Origin of the sequence: Burkholderia lata (genome assembly GCF_000012945.1) — a bacterium.
GTDB classification, from domain to species: domain Bacteria; phylum Pseudomonadota; class Gammaproteobacteria; order Burkholderiales; family Burkholderiaceae; genus Burkholderia; species Burkholderia lata.
Genome location: NC_007510.1, coordinates 3500256 through 3519525, shown reverse-complemented (window position 1 = coordinate 3519525; position 19270 = coordinate 3500256). Strand labels below are relative to the sequence as shown.

At 66.3% G+C, this 19270-nt stretch carries 18 protein-coding genes; 6 read left to right on the top strand and 12 right to left on the bottom strand.

Features of this window, described 5'->3' with window-relative positions:
- Positions 1–66 precede the first annotated feature (66 nt).
- Together BCEP18194_RS21920 and gor are read left to right on the top strand one after the other, a co-directional pair.
- Positions 67–294 carry a hypothetical protein gene (locus BCEP18194_RS21920; RefSeq protein ID WP_011353453.1) on the top strand — a complete coding sequence of 76 codons (228 nt, stop codon included), beginning with the start codon at positions 67–69 and terminating at the stop codon, positions 292–294.
- Between the two features lie 244 nt (positions 295–538).
- Complete coding sequence (gene gor, locus BCEP18194_RS21915; RefSeq protein WP_011353452.1) at positions 539–1897, top strand: glutathione-disulfide reductase; 1359 nt, start codon at positions 539–541, stop codon at positions 1895–1897.
- Positions 1898–1973: 76 nt separating this feature from the next.
- On the opposite strand, the gene BCEP18194_RS21910 is transcribed toward gor, so the two are convergent.
- The 11 genes from BCEP18194_RS21910 to BCEP18194_RS42115 all read right to left on the bottom strand — a co-directional run bounded on the left by BCEP18194_RS21910 (position 1974) and on the right by BCEP18194_RS42115 (position 14874).
- Positions 1974–3275 carry an NAD(P)/FAD-dependent oxidoreductase gene (locus BCEP18194_RS21910; protein ID WP_011353451.1) on the bottom strand — a complete coding sequence of 434 codons (1302 nt, stop codon included), beginning with the start codon at positions 3273–3275 and terminating at the stop codon, positions 1974–1976.
- Between the two features lie 24 nt (positions 3276–3299).
- Positions 3300–4604: an NAD(P)/FAD-dependent oxidoreductase gene (locus tag BCEP18194_RS21905; RefSeq protein WP_011353450.1), complete on the bottom strand. Its 1305-nt coding sequence runs from the start codon at positions 4602–4604 to the stop codon at positions 3300–3302.
- A 111-nt stretch (positions 4605–4715) separates the two neighbouring features.
- Positions 4716–6299, bottom strand: a complete 1584-nt coding sequence (locus tag BCEP18194_RS21900) for a DUF3138 family protein (protein WP_011353449.1) — start codon at positions 6297–6299, stop codon at positions 4716–4718.
- A gap of 116 nt (positions 6300–6415) precedes the next feature.
- Complete coding sequence (locus BCEP18194_RS21895; protein WP_011353448.1) at positions 6416–7255, bottom strand: ABC transporter permease subunit; 840 nt, start codon at positions 7253–7255, stop codon at positions 6416–6418.
- Positions 7252–8238 carry an ABC transporter permease subunit gene (locus BCEP18194_RS21890; RefSeq protein WP_011353447.1) on the bottom strand — a complete coding sequence of 329 codons (987 nt, stop codon included), beginning with the start codon at positions 8236–8238 and terminating at the stop codon, positions 7252–7254. The genes BCEP18194_RS21895 and BCEP18194_RS21890 overlap by 4 nt, the downstream gene beginning before the upstream one ends.
- Positions 8239–8248: 10 nt before the next feature.
- The gene (locus BCEP18194_RS21885; protein WP_011353446.1) at positions 8249–9403 is read right to left on the bottom strand and encodes an ABC transporter ATP-binding protein; all 1155 of its coding nucleotides are present in this window, start codon (positions 9401–9403) and stop codon (positions 8249–8251) included.
- A gap of 188 nt (positions 9404–9591) precedes the next feature.
- On the bottom strand, positions 9592–10710 hold the full coding sequence (locus tag BCEP18194_RS21880) for a polyamine ABC transporter substrate-binding protein (RefSeq protein WP_011353445.1): 1119 nt from the start codon (positions 10708–10710) through the stop codon (positions 9592–9594).
- A 61-nt stretch (positions 10711–10771) separates the two neighbouring features.
- A complete protein-coding gene (locus tag BCEP18194_RS21875; RefSeq protein WP_011353444.1) occupies positions 10772–12214 on the bottom strand; it encodes an aspartate aminotransferase family protein in 1443 nt (480 codons plus the stop codon).
- Positions 12215–12251: 37 nt separating this feature from the next.
- On the bottom strand, positions 12252–13589 hold the full coding sequence (locus BCEP18194_RS21870; RefSeq protein WP_011353443.1) for a glutamine synthetase family protein: 1338 nt from the start codon (positions 13587–13589) through the stop codon (positions 12252–12254).
- Between the two features lie 27 nt (positions 13590–13616).
- Positions 13617–14405 (bottom strand): gamma-glutamyl-gamma-aminobutyrate hydrolase family protein, encoded by a 789-nt coding sequence (locus BCEP18194_RS21865; protein WP_011353442.1) that lies wholly within the window; start codon positions 14403–14405, stop codon positions 13617–13619.
- 283 nt (positions 14406–14688) lie between these two features.
- A complete protein-coding gene (locus BCEP18194_RS42115; RefSeq protein WP_041492976.1) occupies positions 14689–14874 on the bottom strand; it encodes a hypothetical protein in 186 nt (61 codons plus the stop codon).
- Between the two features lie 455 nt (positions 14875–15329).
- Here BCEP18194_RS42115 and BCEP18194_RS21855 point away from each other — a divergent pair, with 455 nt between their 5' ends.
- The gene (locus tag BCEP18194_RS21855; protein WP_011353440.1) at positions 15330–15881 is read left to right on the top strand and encodes a cupin domain-containing protein; all 552 of its coding nucleotides are present in this window, start codon (positions 15330–15332) and stop codon (positions 15879–15881) included.
- Between the two features lie 97 nt (positions 15882–15978).
- Positions 15979–17469: an aldehyde dehydrogenase gene (locus BCEP18194_RS21850; RefSeq protein WP_011353439.1), complete on the top strand. Its 1491-nt coding sequence runs from the start codon at positions 15979–15981 to the stop codon at positions 17467–17469.
- A 65-nt stretch (positions 17470–17534) separates the two neighbouring features.
- Here the strand turns inward: BCEP18194_RS21850 and BCEP18194_RS21845 are convergent, their stop codons facing one another.
- Positions 17535–17735, bottom strand: coding sequence for a heavy-metal-associated domain-containing protein (locus tag BCEP18194_RS21845; RefSeq protein WP_011353438.1), 201 nt, complete (start codon positions 17733–17735; stop codon positions 17535–17537).
- 349 nt (positions 17736–18084) lie between these two features.
- On the opposite strand from BCEP18194_RS21845, the gene BCEP18194_RS21840 reads away from it, so the two are divergent.
- Both BCEP18194_RS21840 and BCEP18194_RS21835 read left to right on the top strand, forming a co-directional pair.
- Positions 18085–18417 carry a cupredoxin domain-containing protein gene (locus tag BCEP18194_RS21840; RefSeq protein WP_011353437.1) on the top strand — a complete coding sequence of 111 codons (333 nt, stop codon included), beginning with the start codon at positions 18085–18087 and terminating at the stop codon, positions 18415–18417.
- Between the two features lie 12 nt (positions 18418–18429).
- Entirely contained in the window at positions 18430–19266 is an 837-nt protein-coding gene (locus BCEP18194_RS21835; protein ID WP_011353436.1) for an FTR1 family iron permease, read from the top strand.
- Positions 19267–19270: the final 4 nt, after the last annotated feature.

Genomic DNA, 19270 nt, shown 5'->3' with positions numbered 1-19270 from the left:
CAATTGCGGTCCGCCGGTTTTTTTCGTGGGACGATGCGCTCACGATTTTCTTGAAAGGGGATGACGATGGGTATCCTGGACACCGTGGGTGAAATCGCTGGCGCAGTCGCCGCTGTCGAAGGTGCGGAAAAGCTGGATCCGGATGCGGGCCTGCTGACCAAGGCGGCAGCCGCCGTCGCCGGCTTCAAGGGTGCGGAAGCGATCGAAGGCATGCTCGAAAAGAAGAAGGACGAGCAGCCGCAGCAGGCAGACGACACGCAGGCGACGGACGGCAGCGACACGTCGCAGGCATGAGCATGGCGGCTGGTCCGGCCGTGGGCGCGCCCTTCGCGCGCCCGGCCGGACCGGTGCCGCGCAGCCGGCAGGTCGGGCATGCGGTCGATCGGTGACGCATGACACACCCGGCAGCCGGTTTGACCGGCGAGAGGCAACGTCTCTCGCCGTTTTTTATTGGGCGCGCGCCGGGCGGCACCGTGCGCCGCAAGAATTCCGGAATCTTGCTATCGTGCCTTCATCCGAACTGCGATGAGGGAATGCGATGGATTTCGACTACGACCTGTTCGTCATCGGTGCCGGCTCGGGCGGCGTGCGGCTTGCGCGCATGTCCGCGTCATACGGCGCGCGTGTCGGCATAGCGGAAGAAGAGCAGATCGGCGGCACCTGCGTGCTGCGCGGCTGCATCCCGAAGAAGCTGCTCGTCTACGCATCGCACTACCCGCATGAAGTCGAGGACGCGAAGGGCTTCGGCTGGCGCTTCGGCGCCGGCACGCTCGACTGGCCCGCGCTGATCGCCGCGAAGGATCGCGAGATCAACCGGCTGAGCGACATCTACATCAACCTGCTGCGGCAATCGGGCGTCGAGATGCACGCGGGGCGCGCGACGCTCGTCGATGCGCACACGGTCGCGATCGGCGACCGCACGATCCGCGCGCGCCACATCGCGATCGCGACCGGCTCGCGTCCGTCGATGCCCGCGCGGCCCGGCATCGAGCACGCGATCACGTCGCGCGAGGCGCTGTCGCTTGCCGCGCTGCCCAAACGTATCGCGGTGGTCGGCGGCGGCTATATCGCGGTCGAGTTCGCGGGCATCTTCAACGGCTTCGGCAGCCACGTCGACCTGTTCTATCGCGGCGAGAAAATCCTGCGCGGCTTCGACGACGACGTGCGCCAGTTCCTGACCGACGAGATGACGAAGCAGGGCGTCACGATCCACGCGCGCTCGGTGGTCGAGTCGATCGAGCGCGCGGACGACGGCACGCTGAGCGTGCGCGTCGGCGATGCGCGGCACGGGCCGTACGACCAGGTGCTCTATGCGACGGGGCGCGTACCGAACGTCGACGGGCTCGGGCTCGAGCAGGCGGGTGTGGCGCTCGATGCGCGCGGCGCGATTGCCGTCGATGCGTATTCGGCGACGTCGGTGCCGTCGATCCATGCGATCGGCGACGTCACGTCGCGGCCGCAGCTCACGCCGGTCGCGACGCGCGACGGCGCGTTGCTCGCCCGCACGCTGTTCGGCGGGTCGCGCGTCGCGGCCGATCACGAATGGGTGCCGTCGGCGGTGTTCAGCCAACCCGAAGTCGCGACGGTCGGCCTCACCGAGTCGACCGCGCGCGACCTGTACGACGGCGACGTCGACATCTACCGCACGTCGTTCAAGGCGCTGCGTCATACGCTGTCGGGCCGCGACGAGCGCACGCTGATGAAGCTCGTCGTTGCGCGCGACAGCCAGCGCGTGGTCGGTGCACACATGGTCGGCCGCGATGCGGGCGAGATCATCCAGGGCATCGCGATCGCGATTCGCGCGGGCGCGACGAAGGCGCAGTTCGACGACACGATCGGCATTCACCCGACCGCGGCCGAGGAGTTCGTGACGATGCGGCAGAAGGTGGCCGACTAGCGGGAGCGCGTCGCGCGCGGCGGCAAGGGAACGGCTGCGTGTCGGCGCGGCCGTTTCTCGTTGATGTGGCCGCCGCTCAATGCACGCCGAACGCGTCGAGCAGCCGGTACCAGCTCATCGCGAGCACCAGCGCCGGCGTGCGCAGCGCCTCGCCGCCGGGGAAGTCGCGATGGCGGATCTTGTCGAACAGGTCGAAGCGGCTCGCCTGTCCGTTGATCGCCTCGGCGATCAGCTTGCCCGCGAGCGCGGTCGTGTTCACGCCGTGCCCCGAGAACCCCTGCGCGAAGTACATGGTCGGCGCGATGCGGCCGAAGTGCGGCGCGCGGTTCATCGTGATGTCGACGAAGCCGCCCCATGCGTAGTCGACCTTCACGTCGGCGAGCTGCGGGAACGTCTTCAGCATGTCCGCGCGCATCGCCGCGGCGAGATCGCGCGGCTCCCGCGTCGAGTAGCTGACCTTGCCGCCCCACACGAGCCGCGAGTCGGGCGCCGGCCGGAAATAGTCGAGCACGAAGCGGCTGTCGCAGATCGCCGCGCGCGCGGGCATCAGCGCGGCGGCGCGCGCGTCGCCGAGCGGCTCGGTCGCGATCACGTAGGTGCCGACCGGCATGATCTTCTTCGACAGCGCGGGCGCAAGCGTGCCGACGAAGGTATTGCATGCGAGCACGACGAAGCGCGCGCGCACGTTGCCGCCGCTCGTCTCGACGACATGGCCGCCCGCGACGTCGCGCACGCGCGTCACGCAGCTGTCCTCGTGGATGCGCACACCCGCATCGATCGCCGCGCGGGCGAGGCCGAGCGTGTAGTTGAGCGGATGGAGGTGGCCGCTGTCCGGGTCGTACAGGCCGCCGCAATAGCGCTCGGACTGCACGTAGTCGCCGAGTTCGTCGGCTTCGACGAAGTGGAAGCGGTCGTAGCCGAAGCGTTTCGCGGCTTCGTCGCGCCAGCGTTTCAGCGCATCGGCGTCGCGCTCGGTGTTCGCGGCGGTCAGGTAGCCGGGCACCAGCGCGCAGTCGATGTCGTGCTGCGCGATGCGCGACTTCACGAGCGACAGCGTTTCGAGCCCCATGTCCCAGACGCGCTTCACGTCGCCTTCCGGCATGAATTGCCCGAACGTGTCGATGTCGCACGCGAACCCGCCGATCAGCTGGCCGCCGTTGCGGCCGCTCGCCGCCCATCCGACCCGCGACGCTTCGAGCACGGTCACCGAATGGCCGCGCTCGGCGAGGTTGAGCGCGGCGGACAGGCCCGTGAGGCCCGCGCCGATCACGCACACGTCGGCATCGATCGTGCCGGCGAGCGGCGCGTGGCGAGTCGTATCGTTGGCGGTCGCCGCGTAGTAGGACGCGACGTGCGGCTGGTTGGCGAATGTCTGCATGGTCAGGATAACGGAGGAGTTGGCTCAGAATAGCTCGCGCACGCGGTGATACAGCATCCCGAGCTCGAGTGCGGGCTGCCGCCAGGCGTCGCCGCCGGGAAAGCGCCGGTGACGCATACGTGCGAACAGGTCGAACGCGCGCGTGTCGCCCGCGATCGCACCGGCGACCGCGCGTCCGGCGATGCCGGTGAGCGCGACACCGTGGCCGCTGAAGCCCTGGACGTAGAAGAAGTTCGGATCGAGCGTGCCGAAATCCGGTGCGCGGTTGCGCGTGACGTCGACGAAGCCGCCCCACGCGTGGTCGACGCGCACGTCGCCGAGCTGCGGGAACACGCCGACCATGCGGCGCCGGATCGTTTCGGCGAGCGTGGCGGGCGACGCGCCGGCCGAATTCGCGCGGCCGCCGAACAGCATCCGGTGGTCGGCCGACAGCCGGAAATAGTCGAGGAAGAAGTTGTTGTCGCACACGGCTTCACGCTGCGCGATCAGCGCGTCGGCGCGCGCCTGGCCGAGCGGCTCGGTCGCGATGATGTACGACGCGATCGGTGCGATGCGGGCGGCCGTCGCGGCCGGCAGCACGCCGCCGGGGCCCGCGTTGCAGCACGACACGACGAAGCGGCAGCGCACGTCGCCCGACGGCGTGCGCACGACGGGCCGCGCACCACGCACGACGTCGAGCGCGGGCGTATGCGCGTACAGCGCGACGCCTTCGCGCCGGGCGGCATCGGCAAGGCCGAGGCAGTACTTGAGCGGATGCAGGTGGCCCGACAGCGGATCGTAGACACCCGCGAGATAGCGCGTGGACGCGATGCGCGAGCGGATCTCGCCCGTGTCGAGCCATGACAGCGACGGATGGCCCCAGCGTTGGGTTGCGGCGTCCATCCATGCGTGCAGGTCGTCGATGCGGCGCGGCTTCGTCGCGACCGTCAGGTAGCCGCGCGTGAAATCGCAGTCGATCCCGTAGCGCGCGATCCGCTCGGCGATCAGCGCGACGCCGTCGAGCGACAGCGACCACGCGGCGCGCGCGCCGTCGGCGCCGAGCTGCCGTTCGATCTCCTCGTCCTTCGCGAAGCCGGTGATCGCCTGGCCGCCGTTGCGGCCCGACGCGCCCCAGCCGGGGCGGTGTGCGTCGATCACCGCGACCGACAGCCCGCGAGCACGGCAGTCGAGCGCCGTCGACAGGCCCGCGAAGCCGGCGCCGATCACGCAGACGTCGACGTCGATCGTCCCGTCGAGCACGGGGTCGTCCACGGCGGGGCGCACGGCCGTCGCTTCGTAGTACGAGTCGCGCGCGAGCGCATCGGCGCGGCGGGTGAAAGACTGCGTCATGAATCCGACTCCCTCGTTGCAGCCGGCGGCGGTGCATCGCGCACCGTCATCCGGCCGGTAGAAACGGCGCGGGACGCCGTGCGCGCGGCACGGCGTCCCGCGCGAGCTGCGTCAGAACGAATAGATGAACTGCGTCGCGAGCAGGTCGTTGGACTTGCCATACGACCCGTCGTTGCGCAGGAACACCTTGTTGTTCGCCCAGTCGTGGCGGTATTCGACCTTCACGGTGATCTGCTGGGTCGGATAGAACAGCAGGTCGAGCGCGACATCCTGGCGGATCGCGCCCTTGCAGTCGAAGCCGAGACCGCCACCCGCCTTCGACGTGGCGAGACAGTCCGCATCGATACCGAAGCCGTTGTTCGGATCCATCCCGTTGCCGTTCAGCGCGATGCCGCCACCGCCGCCACCGTTCTTGCTGTTCACGAGCGCATCGTAGCGCAGCGTCACGCCCATGCGGCCGACCACCGGCGCGTTGAACTTGCGGTGCGCGAGCAGCGACAGGCCGTACCACTGCGCGAGACCGCCGTTGTATGCGGCATGCTGTTGCTGGCCGTAATCGAGTTCCGCGTTGTACTGGATGTCGGCGAGCGTGTAGGTCGCGTCGGCTTCCGCGAAGAAGAACGTGCCGTAGCCGCTCGGTGCGTTGGCGCCGGGGCCGTAGTGCACGACACCGTTCGAATCGATCGAGCTCGCGAGCGTCTGGCGCCCGATGTTGAACGACCCGCCGATGTCGAGTGCGCTTGACCACGTGTAGTCGGCTCGCGCGGTGAAGGTCGGCACCTTGTTGCTGGTGGTGATCGGATCGCCGAGCGCATTGGTGCCCGTCGTCGTGACCGAGCCGTACGTGCGGTACTGCTCGTTGCCGACGAAGAACTTCCACGCCCAGTTGCCCTTCGTGTAGTTCGCCCCGGCACCCACGTAGCTGCCCGGGTCGGAGAAGTCGTACAGCAGGTTGTGCGTGAGCGTGAGCATCTGGTTCGACTGCTGCACCTCGTAGCCGCCGAAGCTCGGGATCAAGCCGGCGACGAGCGTCGTCTCGGCGGTGATCGGCACGTTGATGACCGCGGTGTTCAGCAGGTTGTCGGTGATCGAGCCGCGCGAGTTCTGCAGCAGCGTGATGCCGTTGCCGCGGTTCGGCATCAGCGTGATTTCCGCCGACGGCGCCATCGGGCCGACGCCGAACGTCTTCTTGATGTCGAGGTACAGATCGCCGAACGTGCTGTTGAAGTAGTTGTACGCGTTCTCGTGGTTCGCGAACAGGAACGACGACGTGCCGGCCGCGCGGTTGTACATGTAGGTCGGGTCGATGTAGCCCGTCACCGACAGGCCGGCGAGCGGGCCCGTGTTGGCCGCGTCCGTCAGCGAGTCGACCTTCAGTTGCTGGTTCGCGATCTGCTGCTTCATCTCGCCGACCTCGTCGTTGGTCAGCGTGGCCTGCGCCTTGCCGTAGTCCGGCGAGCCCGGGTCGACGGCCACGGCGACCGGCGCCGCGCCGGCGCTGGCCCCGGCCTTCGTGCCGGCCTGCGCGGTCGCGGTGCCGCCCTTCACCGACAGTTGCGCCTGCATCGCCTTCATCTGCTTCTGCAGCGCGGCGACCTGCGCCTGCAACGCCTTGATCTCGGCGGATGTGGAACCGGCCAGCGCGATGCCCGGCAACGCGCCGGCCACCAGCAGGCAGATCAGTTTCTTCTTCATTGCGGATTCTCCTTGTCGTGCGCCTGTCAAATCGGAATCGAATCGCGCGCCCCCCCTGGGGCAGCGCGTATTGCTTGTCTGCAGTGCTTGTTATCGTTGAAGCAGGAGGCCGGGCGTCACGCCACCGCGAACGCCGCCTTCATGTCGGCGATGCGGCGCCGCTCGCGCGCGATCATCATCCGGTTCACGACGATCACGCCGATCGTCACCGCCGTGATGAACAGCGTCGCCAGTGCGTTCATCTCCGGGTTCAGCCCCAGCCGCACGCGCGAGAACACCACCAGCGGCAGCGTCGTCGAGCCCGGCCCGGACAGGAACGCCGACAGCACCAGGTCGTCGATCGACAGCGTGAACGACAGCAGCCACCCCGACAGCAGCGCCTGCGAGATCAGCGGCAGCGTCACCACGAAGAACACCTTCAGCGGCGTCGCCCCCAGATCCAGCGCCGCCTCTTCCAGCGACTTGTTCATCTCCTTCACGCGCGACTGCACGATGATCGCCACGTACGACACGCACAGCATCACGTGACCGATCCAGATCGTCACCATCCCGCGTCCCTTCGGCCAGCCGAACATCTGCTCCAGCGCAACGAACAGCAACAGCAGCGAGATGCCCTGGATCACTTCCGGAATCACCAGCGGCGCGTTGATCATCCCCGTGTACAGCGTGAAGCCCTTGAAGCGGCCGAAGCGTGCGAGCACGAAGCCGGCCCACGTGCCGATCACGACCGACGCGGTCGCGGTCAAGAGACCGATCTTCAGCGACAGCCATGCGGCAGTGAGCAGCTCATCGTCGTCCAGCAGCGCCGAGTACCACTTCAGCGAGAAGCCCGACCACACCGTCACCAGCTTCGACTCGTTGAACGAGTACACGACCAGGCTGATGATCGGGATGTACAGGAACAGGAAGCCGAAGGCGAGGACGCCCGTCGACAGCGGTTTGCTCGGCTTGATCATTTCGCGTCCTCCAGTTCCTTGACCTGGTAGTACTGGAACAGCGCCATCGGCACCAGCAGCAGCATCACCATCGCGACCGTCACCGCGGACGCCATCGGCCAGTCCATGTTGTTGAAGAATTCATCCCACATCACACGGCCGATCATCAGCGTGTCGGCGCCGCCGAGCAGTTCCGGAATCACGTACTCGCCGACTGCCGGGATGAACACCAGCAGGCTGCCGGCGATGATCCCGTTCTTCGACAGCGGCAGCGTGATCCGCGTGAACGCGACCCACGGCTTCGCGCCGAGGTCGTACGCGGCTTCGAGCAGCGTGAGGTCCATCTTCACGAGGTGCGCGTACAGCGGCATCACCATGAACGGCAGGTACGAATAGACCATCCCGATGTAGACACCTGCATCGCTGTGGTAAAGGCGCAGCGGCGTGTGGATGATGCCGAGCGCGATCAGCGTGTGGTTCAGCAGGCCGTCATCCTTCAGGATGCCGATCCAGGCGTACACGCGGATCAGGAACGACGTCCAGAACGGCAGCATCACGGCCATCATCAGCACGTTGCGGCGGTTCGGTTCCGAGCGCGCGATGTAGTACGCCATCGGATAGCCGATCAGCAGACACAGCACCGTCGATACGGCGGCCATCTTCAGCGAGCTGAGGTAGGTCGCGATGTACAGGTCGTCCTGCAGCAGGAACGCGTAGTGCGACAGCTGCAGCGCGAAGTGCACGACGCCGTCCTTGAACTCGACGAGTGACGTGTACGGCGGGATGCCCATCACCTGGTCGGCGAAGCTGATCTTCAGCACCAGCACGAACGGCAGCGCGAAGAACACGGCGAGCCACACGAACGGCACGCCGATCGCGACGCTGCGGCCCGACGGCAGGAAGCGCTGCAGCATCGAGAAGCGGCCCGGGCGGGCGCGACCGGAGCCGGCGCTCGCGGCGCCGGTCGGCACCGGCGCGGACGGATTGGAGGCGGAGGTTCTCATCGTGGTGTCCTCACTGCGTCAGCACGACGCCGCTGGCCGGCGACCACGACACGAACACGTCGTCGTTCCACGCCGGTGCGTTGTCGGTCATCAGGTGCGAGCTCGACAGGTTCGACACCACCGTCTTGCCGCTCGGCAAGCGCACGTGATACAGCGAGTAGCTGCCCATGTACGCGATGTCGGTCACGACGCCGCGCGCCCAGTTATGCTTCGACCCCGGTTTCTCGCGCGACACGTGAATGCGTTCCGGACGCACCGAGATGCCGACCGGCATGCCGAGCGGGCCCGTGATGCCGTGGCTCACGTACATGCGCGCTTCGAGGTCGTCGCTTTCGACGAAGATGTGATCCGGCTCGTCCTCGACCACACGCCCTTCGAACAGGTTGGTCGAGCCGATGAATTCGGCCGAGAAGCGGCTGTTCGGGAATTCGTAGACTTCGCCCGGCGCGCCGATCTGCACGATCTTGCCTTCGCTCATCACCGCGAGGCGGCTCGCCATCGTCATCGCCTCCTCCTGGTCGTGCGTGACCATCACGCAGGTCACGTCGACCTTCTCGATGATGTTCACGAGTTCGAGCTGGGTCTTCTGGCGGATCTTCTTGTCGAGCGCGGACATCGGCTCGTCGAGCAGCAGGAGCTTCGGGCGTTTCACCAGCGAGCGGGCCAACGCGACGCGCTGCTGCTGGCCGCCGGAGAGCTGGTGCGGCTTGCGCTGCGCGTACTTGCTCATCTGCACGAGTGCGAGCGCATCGGCCACGCGCTCCTTGATCTCATTCTTCGGCGTGCCTTCCTGCTTCAAGCCGAATGCGACATTCGATTCGACCGTCATGTGCGGGAACAGCGCGTACGACTGGAACATCATGTTCACCGGGCGGCGATACGGCGGCAGCGACGCGAGATCTTCGCCGTCGACGAAGATCTTGCCGGAGGTGGCCGTCTCGAGACCGGCGAGCATGCGCAGCAACGTCGACTTGCCGCAGCCCGAGCTGCCGAGGAGCGCGAACAGCTCGTTCTTCGCGATCGTCAGGTTCACGTTGTCGACGGCGGTGCTGTCGCCGAATTTCTTCACGACGTTTTCGATGCGCACGAAAGCGTCGTTTTGCGTACGGGCCGCGGGGGCCGGTTGGGTCTGTCGTGCAGCAGCGGAAGAGGGTATCGATTGCATGGGATTCACCATTCGTTCTTCACGGATTGCAGGCGTGAGCGTCCCCGCGCGAGGCGCGCAATGCGACTCACGGACGACGGCTCGTGCCGGATGGAACAGTGCGCGCGGCGCGCGCGGGCGGACGGAGGTCCGCGGATCTCAGGCGGGCAGGCGTGAAGCGTTGCCTGCACCGCCGGAATGCTGGGCGATCAGTGGCCGGTCTTCAATTGGGCCCACAGGCGGTTCTGGAGGCGCAGGATGTCGGCCGGCATCGGCTTCATCAGCACCATCTTCTTCAGCACGTCTTCCGGCGGGTAGACGGTCGGGTCTTGCGCGACGGCCGGCGTGACGAACTGGTGTGCGGCCTTGTTCGCGGTCGGGTAGAACACCGTGTTGGTGATCGCCGCGTTGACCTTCGGATCGGACACGTAGTTGATCCACTTCAGGGCGGCCTCGGGGTGCGGTGCATCCTTCGGGATCACCATCACGTCGAACCACAGCAGGCCGCCTTCCTTCGGGTTCGAGAACTTGATGTCGTACGAACGCTTCGCTTCGGCCGAGCGGCGATGCGCGATGCCGACGTCGCCCGACCAGCCGAGCGCGACGCACACGTCGTTGTTCGCGAGGTCGTTGATGTAGCCGGACGAGTTGAACTGGGTGATGTACGGGCGGACTTTCTTCAGGACTTCGAACGCAGCCTGGTAGTCGCCGGGATTCGTGCTGTTCGGGTTCTTGCCCATGTATTGCAGCGTGGCGGCGAACACGTCGACGGCCTGGTCGAGGAACGATACGCCGCAGCCCTTCAGCTTTTCCATGTTGGCCGGGTCGAACACGAGTGCCCAGCTGTCGACCGGCGCCTTGTCGCCGAGTGCCTTCTTCACTGCCTGCGCGTTGTAGCCGATGCCGTCCGTGCCGTACGCCCAGGGCACGCCGTACTGGTTGCCCGGATCGGCATCCGCGATCATCTTCATCAGCAGCGGGTCGAGGTTCGCGAGGTTCGGCAGCTTCGACTTGTCGAGCTTCTGGTACACGCCGGCCTGGATTTGCTTGGCCATGTAGTTCGACGTCGGCACGACGATGTCGTAGCCCGAACTGCCGGCCAGCAGCTTCGCCTGAAGCGTGTCGTCGCTGTCGTAGTTGTCGTACTTGACGTGGATGCCCGTCTGCTTCTGGAAGTTCGGGATCGTGTCCGGTGCGATGTAGTCGGACCAGTTGTAGACATTCAGCTCGTCGGCCGCGTGTGCCGTCGGGCTGGCGACCGACGTGAACGCGGCCGCGGCGGCAAGGGCGGCAACGGAACAGGCTTGGCGAAGAAAGCAGGCACGCATGGTGGAATTCCCCTGGTTATGGCGGCGTGCGGCGCCCGCCGCACGCCTATAGGCAAAACCGTTACGAAATACCCAATTGCTGGGCGGTTGCATCGACTGCTTTTTTCGCCTTCGATACGAGTTCATCAATTTCCGGCCGCGAGATCACGAGCGGCGGCGACAGCAGCATCCGGTCGCCGGTCGCACGCATGATCAGGTTGCCGTTGAAGCAGAAATCGCGGCAGATCGTGCCGACGTCGCCGCCGTTCGCGAAGCGGCGGCGTTCGGCCGGCGATTCGGCGAGCTGCAGGCTCGCGACGAGGCCGTGGCCGTGCACCTCGCCGACGATCGGGTGACGCGCGAAGGTTTCGCGCATCAGCGCCTGGAAGTACGGGCCCGTGTCGTTCTTCACGCGCTCGACGATCCCTTCGTCGCGCAGCAGCTTCAGGTTCGCGACCGCGACGGCTGCCGCCACCGGGTGGCCCGAGTACGTGAGGCCGTGGTTGAATTCACCGTTGTCGATGATCGGTCGCGCCACGCGCTCGTGAATGCCGACGGCCCCCATCGGCACGTAACCCGACGTGAGGCCCTTCGCCATCGTGATGAGATCGGGCTCGAAGCCGAAATGCTGGTGTGCGAACCATTCGCCGGTACGGCCGAAGCCGCCGATCACTTCGTCGGCCACCAGCAGGATGTCGTACTTGCGGCAGATCCGCTGGATTTCCGGCCAGTACGTCGACGGCGGGAAAATCACGCCGCCCGCGCCCTGGAACGGCTCGCCGATGAACGCGGCGACGTTCTCCGCGCCGAGTTCGAGGATCTTCGCTTCGAGTTGCTGCGCGCGGGCAAGACCGAATGCTTCCGGCGTTTCGCCGGCGGCCGCTTCGCCGAAGAAATACGGCTGGTCGATGTGCACGATGTTCTCGACCTTCGACGGCATCTGCTCGTGCATGTAGCCCATCCCGCCGAGCGTGCCGCCGGCGATCGTCGAGCCGTGATAGCCGTTCTTGCGCGAGATCACGAACTTCTTCTGCGGCTGGCCCTGCACGCGCCAGTACTGGTGCACGAGGCGCAGCACGGTGTCGTTGCCTTCCGAGCCGCTGTTGCAATAGAAGAAGTGGTTGAAGCCCTTCGGCGTGACTTCCGCGAGCATCGCGGAGAGTTCGATCACCGGCGGGTGCGTGGTCTTGAAGAACGTGTTGTAGAACGGCAGTTCCTGGATCTGGCGATACGCGGCGTCGGCGAGTTCCTTGCGGCCGTAGCCGACGTTCACGCACCAGAGGCCGGCCATCCCGTCGATCACCTTGTTGCCGTCCGAGTCCCACAGGTAGACGCCGTCGGCTTTCACGATCACGCGGCTGCCTGCGCGATTCAGCGCGCCCATGTCCGAGAACGGGTGGATGTGGTGCGCGGCGTCGAGCGCGCGGTATTCGGCGGTCGTGCGCGCCTGCGTCGCGCGCGGTGCGGCGGCCGTGGCGCTCGGTGCGGCCGGCTGGATCCAGGCAGATTCGTTGCGGTACGTCATGTTTCCTCCGTGATTCCGTATTCGGTTGGGTGCACGCTCAGACGTGCAGCAGCAGATGGCGGCGTTCCCACGAGCTGATCACGCGGAAGAACGCTTCGTATTCGGTTTCCTTCAGCGCGAAATACGCCTTCAGGAACTTGTGGCCGAGGATCTCGCCGAGCGGCTCGCAGGCGGCCATCAGCGTCAGCCCTTCCTCGAGGTTGCGCGGCAGCTGGTACGGCAGGTCGTAGCCGTCGCTGACGAGCGGCTCGGTCGGCTCCAGGCGCTGGGTCATGCCGAGATAGCCGGCCGCGAGCGTCGCGGCGAGCGCGAGGTACGGATTGCAGTCGACGCCCGGAATGCGGTTCTCGATGCGGCGTGCCGACGGGCCCGAGTGCGGGATGCGGAAGCCGACCGTGCGGTTGTCGTAGCCCCACTGCACGTTGATCGGCGCGGCCATGAAGCGCGACAGGCGGCGATACGAGTTGATGTACGGCGCGAAGATCGGCATCAGCGCCGGCGTGTACTTCTGCAGCCCCGCGAGGTAGTTGTAGAACATCGACGTCGCGCCGCCGGTTTCCTGCGACGTGAACAGGTTCTGGCCCGTTTCCTCGTCGACGATGCTCTGGTGCACGTGCATCGCCGAACCCGGTTCGTCTTCCATCGGCTTGGCCATGAACGTCGCGTACATGTTGTGACGCAGCGCGGCCTCACGCACCGTGCGCTTGAACAGGAACACCTGGTCGGCCAGCGACAGCGCGTCGCCGTGCATGAAGTTGATCTCCATCTGCGCGGCGCCGACTTCGTGGATCAGCGTGTCGATGTCGAGGTTCTGCGCTTCGCAGTACTCGTAGATGTCCTCGAACAGCGGGTCGAACTCGTTGACGGCCTCGATCGAATACGACTGGCGGCCCGTTTCGGGGCGGCCCGTACGGCCGACCGGCGGGCGCAGCGGCAGGTCGGGATCCTTGTTCATGTCGACCAGGTAGAACTCGAGCTCGGGCGCGACGACAGGCTTCCAGCCCTTCGCCTTGTACAGGTCGAGCACGCGGCGCAGCACGTAGCGCGGCGAGATCTCGACCGGCGAGCCGTCGAAGTGCACGCAGTCGTGGATGACCTGCGCGGTCGGGTCGATGGCCCACGGGATCAGGCGGATCGTCGATGCGTCGGGCACGCACACCATGTCGGGGTCGGTCACGCCGGTCAGCGAGCCGTCTTCCGGGTATTCGCCGGTGACGGTCTGCACCATCACGGCCTGCGGCAGGCGCATCGATTCGCCGGAAGTGAACTTGTTGCGCGGCGTGATCTTGCCGCGCGCGATGCCGGCCATGTCGGGAATGATCGCTTCGACTTCAGTGATCCGGTGCTGCTTCAGAAAATCTTCGATGTCATGCATGTCTGTTCTCGTTGGTTGGGTCGGCGCTCAGGCGAGCGCGGCAGCGGCCGTGGCACGCGTGCGGGTGGCGCGGCGGGCGCGGCAGGCATCGCCGAAGGCGCGGAAGATCGCGCTCGACAGCGGGTCCTGCGCATGGCGCCATTCCGGATGCCACTGGACGGCGAGGGCGAAAGCCGGTGCATCGACGACGCTCACGGCTTCGATCAGCCCGTCTGGCGCGACGGCCTCGACGGCGAGGCCGGAGCCGAGCTGCGCGATGCCCTGCTTGTGCAGCGAGTTCACGTGCACTTCGTCGCGGCCGCCGGCGAGCGCGTGCAGCTTGCCGCCGGGCGTGAGGCGCACGACGTGCGCGGGGCCGTACTGCGTATCCATCGGCGCGTCGTCGTCCTCGCGGTGGTCGGCGAAGCCCGGCACTTCATGCACGCGCTGGTGCAGCGTGCCGCCGCAGACGACGTTCAGCTCCTGGAAGCCGCGGCAGACGGCCAGCACGGGCACGCCCGCGGCGATCGCCGCGCGCAGCAGCGGCAGCGTGGTCGCGTCGCGGGCCGGGTCGTGCTTCGTGCCCGGTGCGCTCGGTTCGCCGCCGTACAGGTGCGGCTCGACGTTCGAGTAGCTGCCGGTAAACAGCAGGCCGTCGACCGTGTCGAGTACGTCGTCGACCGACTGGCGCTCGCCGAGCGCGGGCAGCACCATCGCGAACGCTTGCGCGCCGTCGACGATCGCGGCGACGTATTTGTCGCCGACCGTATGCGACGCGTGCGCGCCGATTTGCGTGTGGTCGGCGGTGATGCCGACGAGGGGTTTCCTTCTTTCCATGACGTCAATCAGTTATCCGGAGGGTTGTTGCGTCCGTCTTGCCGGATGTGGCGAAACGCCGGCGTGCAACAACCCCGCAGCCTTGCGTGAGACGCAGGGCCGCTGGTGAATGGGCGCAACGGGATGACGTGGCGATCCGCGCTGCGCGCGACGATCAGGCCGTCGTTCGTTTCTTTGCGACACGCGACGCGGCAACGAATGCGCGAACGCGTTCCGTCACCGCACGGACGATGCGGTTGGCGAATCAGCAGGCGAAACGAACGACGTAAAGAAAGGAGAGGCGCTACGGCAGCAGCGACGCCACTTCGTCGGTATCGACGGCGACGAATGCGCGTGCGGAAACGGCGTTGTGACGCCGAACGGAACGACGGGACAGGATGGTGTAGATCGACAGATGAAGCAGGCGAGGACTATGCCAGCCGCAACTGCCGTCGTCGGAAGCGGGCGCCGCGCTGCGCAAACTTCGCACATCGCCTCGATCCCACCTCACCAGAGGGCCACGGACTCTCACGATTACACTCGACTGGGTTGTTGAAAGTATTGAACACCTGACCGTTTCGACGCGCTGGGCGTTTAAAATAATCAAGGCGCCGGTTACGCGTTATTTACATTGATGGGCATCAATTTTTGCGTTGCGATAACGTTTTTTGCTGCCCATGAAAGCTTGATGACGCTAACCTGAGAGCCAGCATATACGAGCCAAAAACGGCGTCAAATGTTTTTTAACGGTGCTGCATCAGGGCTTTCCCGAGCAGTGCGAACAAAAGATTCGCAAACGGAATAATGTGCGCGGTGTTCATTATTTCGAACGCCTTTCAGGGTTTTCCCCGCTGATGTGCGGCATAAAGTGATTAGAATATTCAACGGCTGTCCACCGCGTCGTTTCACTTTGTCATCGCACTTATCGTGTCCGAAACCGAATCGATGTCCACCGAAGTCGCCGAGCGCCTGCGTTTCGTGCGCAACAAGCATGGCCTGTCGCAGCGCGAACTCGCGAAGCGGGCCGGCGTGACCAACGGCACGATCTCGCTGATCGAACAGGGCCGCGTGAGCCCGTCGGTCGGCTCGCTGAAGAAATTGCTCGAATGCATCCCGATGAGTCTCGCGGAGTTCTTCACGTTCGAGCTCGTCGAATCGCGTACGGTCGTGTCGCGTCGCGACGAGATGCCGAACCTCGGCAACGACACGCTCGCGTTTCACCTGGTCGGCGCGAGCATGAAGGACCGCAACATGTGCATCCTGCGCGAGATCTACCAGCCGCAGGCCGATACGGGGCCCGAGATGCTCGTGCACGCGGGGCACGAGGGCGGGGGCGTCGTGTCGGGGCGGCTCGAGCTGACCGTCGACGGCGCGACGTGGCTGCTCGACCCCGGAGACGGCTACTACTTCGAAAGCCGTTTGCCGCACCGTTTTCGCAATCCCAGCGCGGACCTGATCTGCGAGGTCGTCTCGGCCAATTCGCCGGCGACCTTCTGACCTTCCCACCGCGCGTCACTGCATTCGCTGCCGGCCGGCTGCGCGTCATGCGCAGCGGCGTGCTGCATCGCGAATGCCAAAAAACTGAGGCATCCTGATGAACAAGTTGACTTTGGCTGACTGGCAGGACAAGGCGGCGTCGCTCAAGATCGAAGGGCGCGCATTCATCGACGGCGCGTCGCGCGACGCGCACGGCGGCAAGACGTTCGACTGCGTGAGCCCGATCGACGGCCGCGTGCTCGCGAAGGTCGCCGACTGCGGCGAAGCCGACGTGAACGCGGCCGTCGCGGCCGCGCGCCGCGCGTTCGACGCGGGCGTGTGGGCCGGGCTGAACCCGCGTGCGCGCAAGGCCGTGCTGCTGCGCTGGGCCGCGCTGATGCGCGAGCATCTCGACGAGCTGTCGCTGCTCGAAACGCTCGACGCCGGCAAGCCGATCGGCGACACGACGACGGTCGACGTGCCGGGCGCCGCGTATTGCGTCGAATGGTTTGCGGAAGCGATCGACAAGGTGGGCGGCGAGGTTGCGCCGGCCGATCATCATCTCGTCGGCCTCGTCACGCGCGAGCCGGTCGGCGTGGTGGCCGCCGTCGTGCCGTGGAATTTCCCGATCCTGATGGCCGCATGGAAATTCGGCCCGGCGCTCGCGGCCGGCAACAGCGTGGTGCTGAAGCCGTCGGAGAAATCGCCGCTCACCGCGATCCGCGTCGCGCAGCTCGCTTACGAGGCGGGCATTCCGGCCGGCGTGTTCAACGTCGTGCCGGGTGCGGGCGAGCCGGGCAAGCTGCTCGCGCTGCATCGCGACGTCGACTGCATCGCGTTTACGGGCTCGACGGCGGTCGGCAAGCTGATCATGCAGTACGCCGCGCAGTCGAACCTGAAGCGCGCGTGGCTCGAACTCGGCGGCAAGTCGCCGAACATCGTGCTGGCCGATTGTCCCGATCTCGACCGCGCGGCACAGACAGCCGCCGGCGCGATCTTCTACAACATGGGCGAGATGTGCACGGCAGGTTCGCGGCTGCTCGTGCATCGCGACATCAAGGATGCGTTCATCGAGAAGCTCGTCGCGGCCGCGCGCGCGTACGTGCCCGGCAATCCGCTCGATCCGTCGGTGTCGATGGGGGCGATCGTCGACGGCATCCAGCTCGAGCGCGTGCTCGGCTATATCGAAGCCGGGCGCAGCGAAGGCAAGCTCGTCACGGGTGGTGCGCGCGTGAAGGAGGAAACGGGTGGCTTCTACGTGGAGCCGACCGTGTTTGAGGTGAAGCCCGATGCGAAGATCGCACGCGAGGAGATCTTCGGGCCCGTGCTGTCGGTGATCGTGTTCGACGATGTCGACGAGGCCGTGCGGATCGCGAACGACACCGAATACGGGCTGGCCGCGGCCGTGTGGACGTCGAACCTGACGACCGCGCACGACGTGTCGCGCCGGCTGCGTGCGGGCACCGTCTGGGTGAACTGCTACGACGAGGGCGGCGACATGAACTTCCCGTTCGGCGGCTACAAGCAGTCGGGCAACGGCCGCGACAAGTCGCTGCATGCGCTCGAGAAGTACACCGAGCTGAAGTCGACGCTGATCCGGCTGCGCTGACGCGAAACCGGGCCGCGGGCGCAGCGCCTTACGGCGGTGTGCCCGCGGGTCGCGGCGCGCGGGCGTCAGGCGGCGCGCAGCGCGGGGTGGAAGCCGGCGGCTTCGATGATCGACTGCACGCGCTCGGCGCCTTGTGCCGATTCGACCTTGACGATCTTCGCCGCGACGTCGATGTCGAGCTTCGCGGCGGGATCGGCGGCCGTCACCGCGCGCGTGATGGCGTTGGCGCAGCCGCCGCAGGTCATGTCCTGGACTTCGAATTCCATCGTGTTCTCCTGAGTTGACGATTGACAAGCATCGACAGCATGAAGCTTGCCACGGTGGGAAGGTCAAGCGTACGCGTGTCGCCGAAAATCGGTGTCGTGGGCATGGTGCGGCGACAGCATGTTGTAAACGTGAAGTCTGATGAATCGCGATCGGGCCGTTGACGTCATTCGGAACTTCTCCCGATTGACGGCGCAACGTTCCGGGCCAAGCGGCGCGGATGCCTTGCCGGGCAACGCGCGACGGCGATCCATGAAGCGGGATCACCATGCCGCCAGTAAGGGTACGCGAGTTGGAAATGCGAATCGATCTTAGTATCAGCTCCCTTCGATATTTCAATTCGTTACCCACATGAACCGTTTTGCTTTCGGCTTCGCGCTGGCACTGCTGGGCGCATCGGCAACGTCCGCCTTCGCGGCCGACGATGTCGTCAACCTGACCCTGAAGGACCACAAGTTTTCGCCGGACGGCGTGACGATCCCGGCCGGCAAGAAGGTGAAGTTCGTCGTGAAGAACCTCGACGCGACGCCCGCCGAATTCGAGAGCGACGACTTCAAGGCGGAGAAGGTCGTGCCCGCCGGCAAGTCGGTGGAGATCCTGGTCGGGCCGCTGAAGGCCGGCACGTACGAATTCCACGACGAGTATCACGAAGCGCAGTCGAAGACGCACCTGACCGTCAAGTAAGGCCATATCGCCATGTTGTCTACTGCCCTGATCGTCTTTCGTGAAGTGCTCGAGGCCGCGCTGGTGGTGTCGATCGTGATGGCCGCCACGAAGGGCGTGCCGCGGCGCGGCTGGTGGGTCGGCAGCGGGCTGGTGGGCGGCGTGATCGGCGCCGGCCTGATCGCCGCGTTCGCCGACGTGATTTCGCAGTGGGCGTCCGGCATGGGGCAGGAGGTCTTCAACGCGGGCGTGATGTTCGTCGCGACGCTGATGCTCGCGTGGCACAGCATCTGGATGAGCCGGCACGGCCGCGAGATGGCGATGCAGATGACCGAGGTCGGGCGTGCCGTCGCGGCCGGCAGCAAGCCGCTGACGGGGCTGGCGATCGTGGTGGGTGTCGCGGTGCTGCGCGAAGGCTCCGAGGCCGTGCTGTTCCTGTACGGCATCGCGGCGGGCGATCCGGGGCAGACGCCGCAGATGATCGTCGGCGGGTTGCTGGGTGTGCTGGGCGGCGCCGGGCTCGGCTACGGGATGTATGCGGGCCTGCTGCAGATTCCGCTGAAGCGCCTGTTCTCCGTCACCAACTGGCTGATCGTGCTGCTCGCGGCAGGGATGGCAAGCCAGTGCGTCGGCTTCCTGCTCGCGGCCGGCCTCGTGCCGTCATGGGGCGATGTGATCTGGGATACGTCGTGGCTGCTCAAGGAAACCAGCATCGTCGGCAAGGCGCTGCATACGCTGATCGGCTATACCGCACGACCGGCGGGCATCCAGATCGTCGCGTATCTCGCGACGCTGGCCGCGATTGTCGGGCTGGCACGGCTCGTCGGCCGGCCGCAGGCGGCGGTGCGCCCGCCACGGCCTGCAGCCTGAGCGG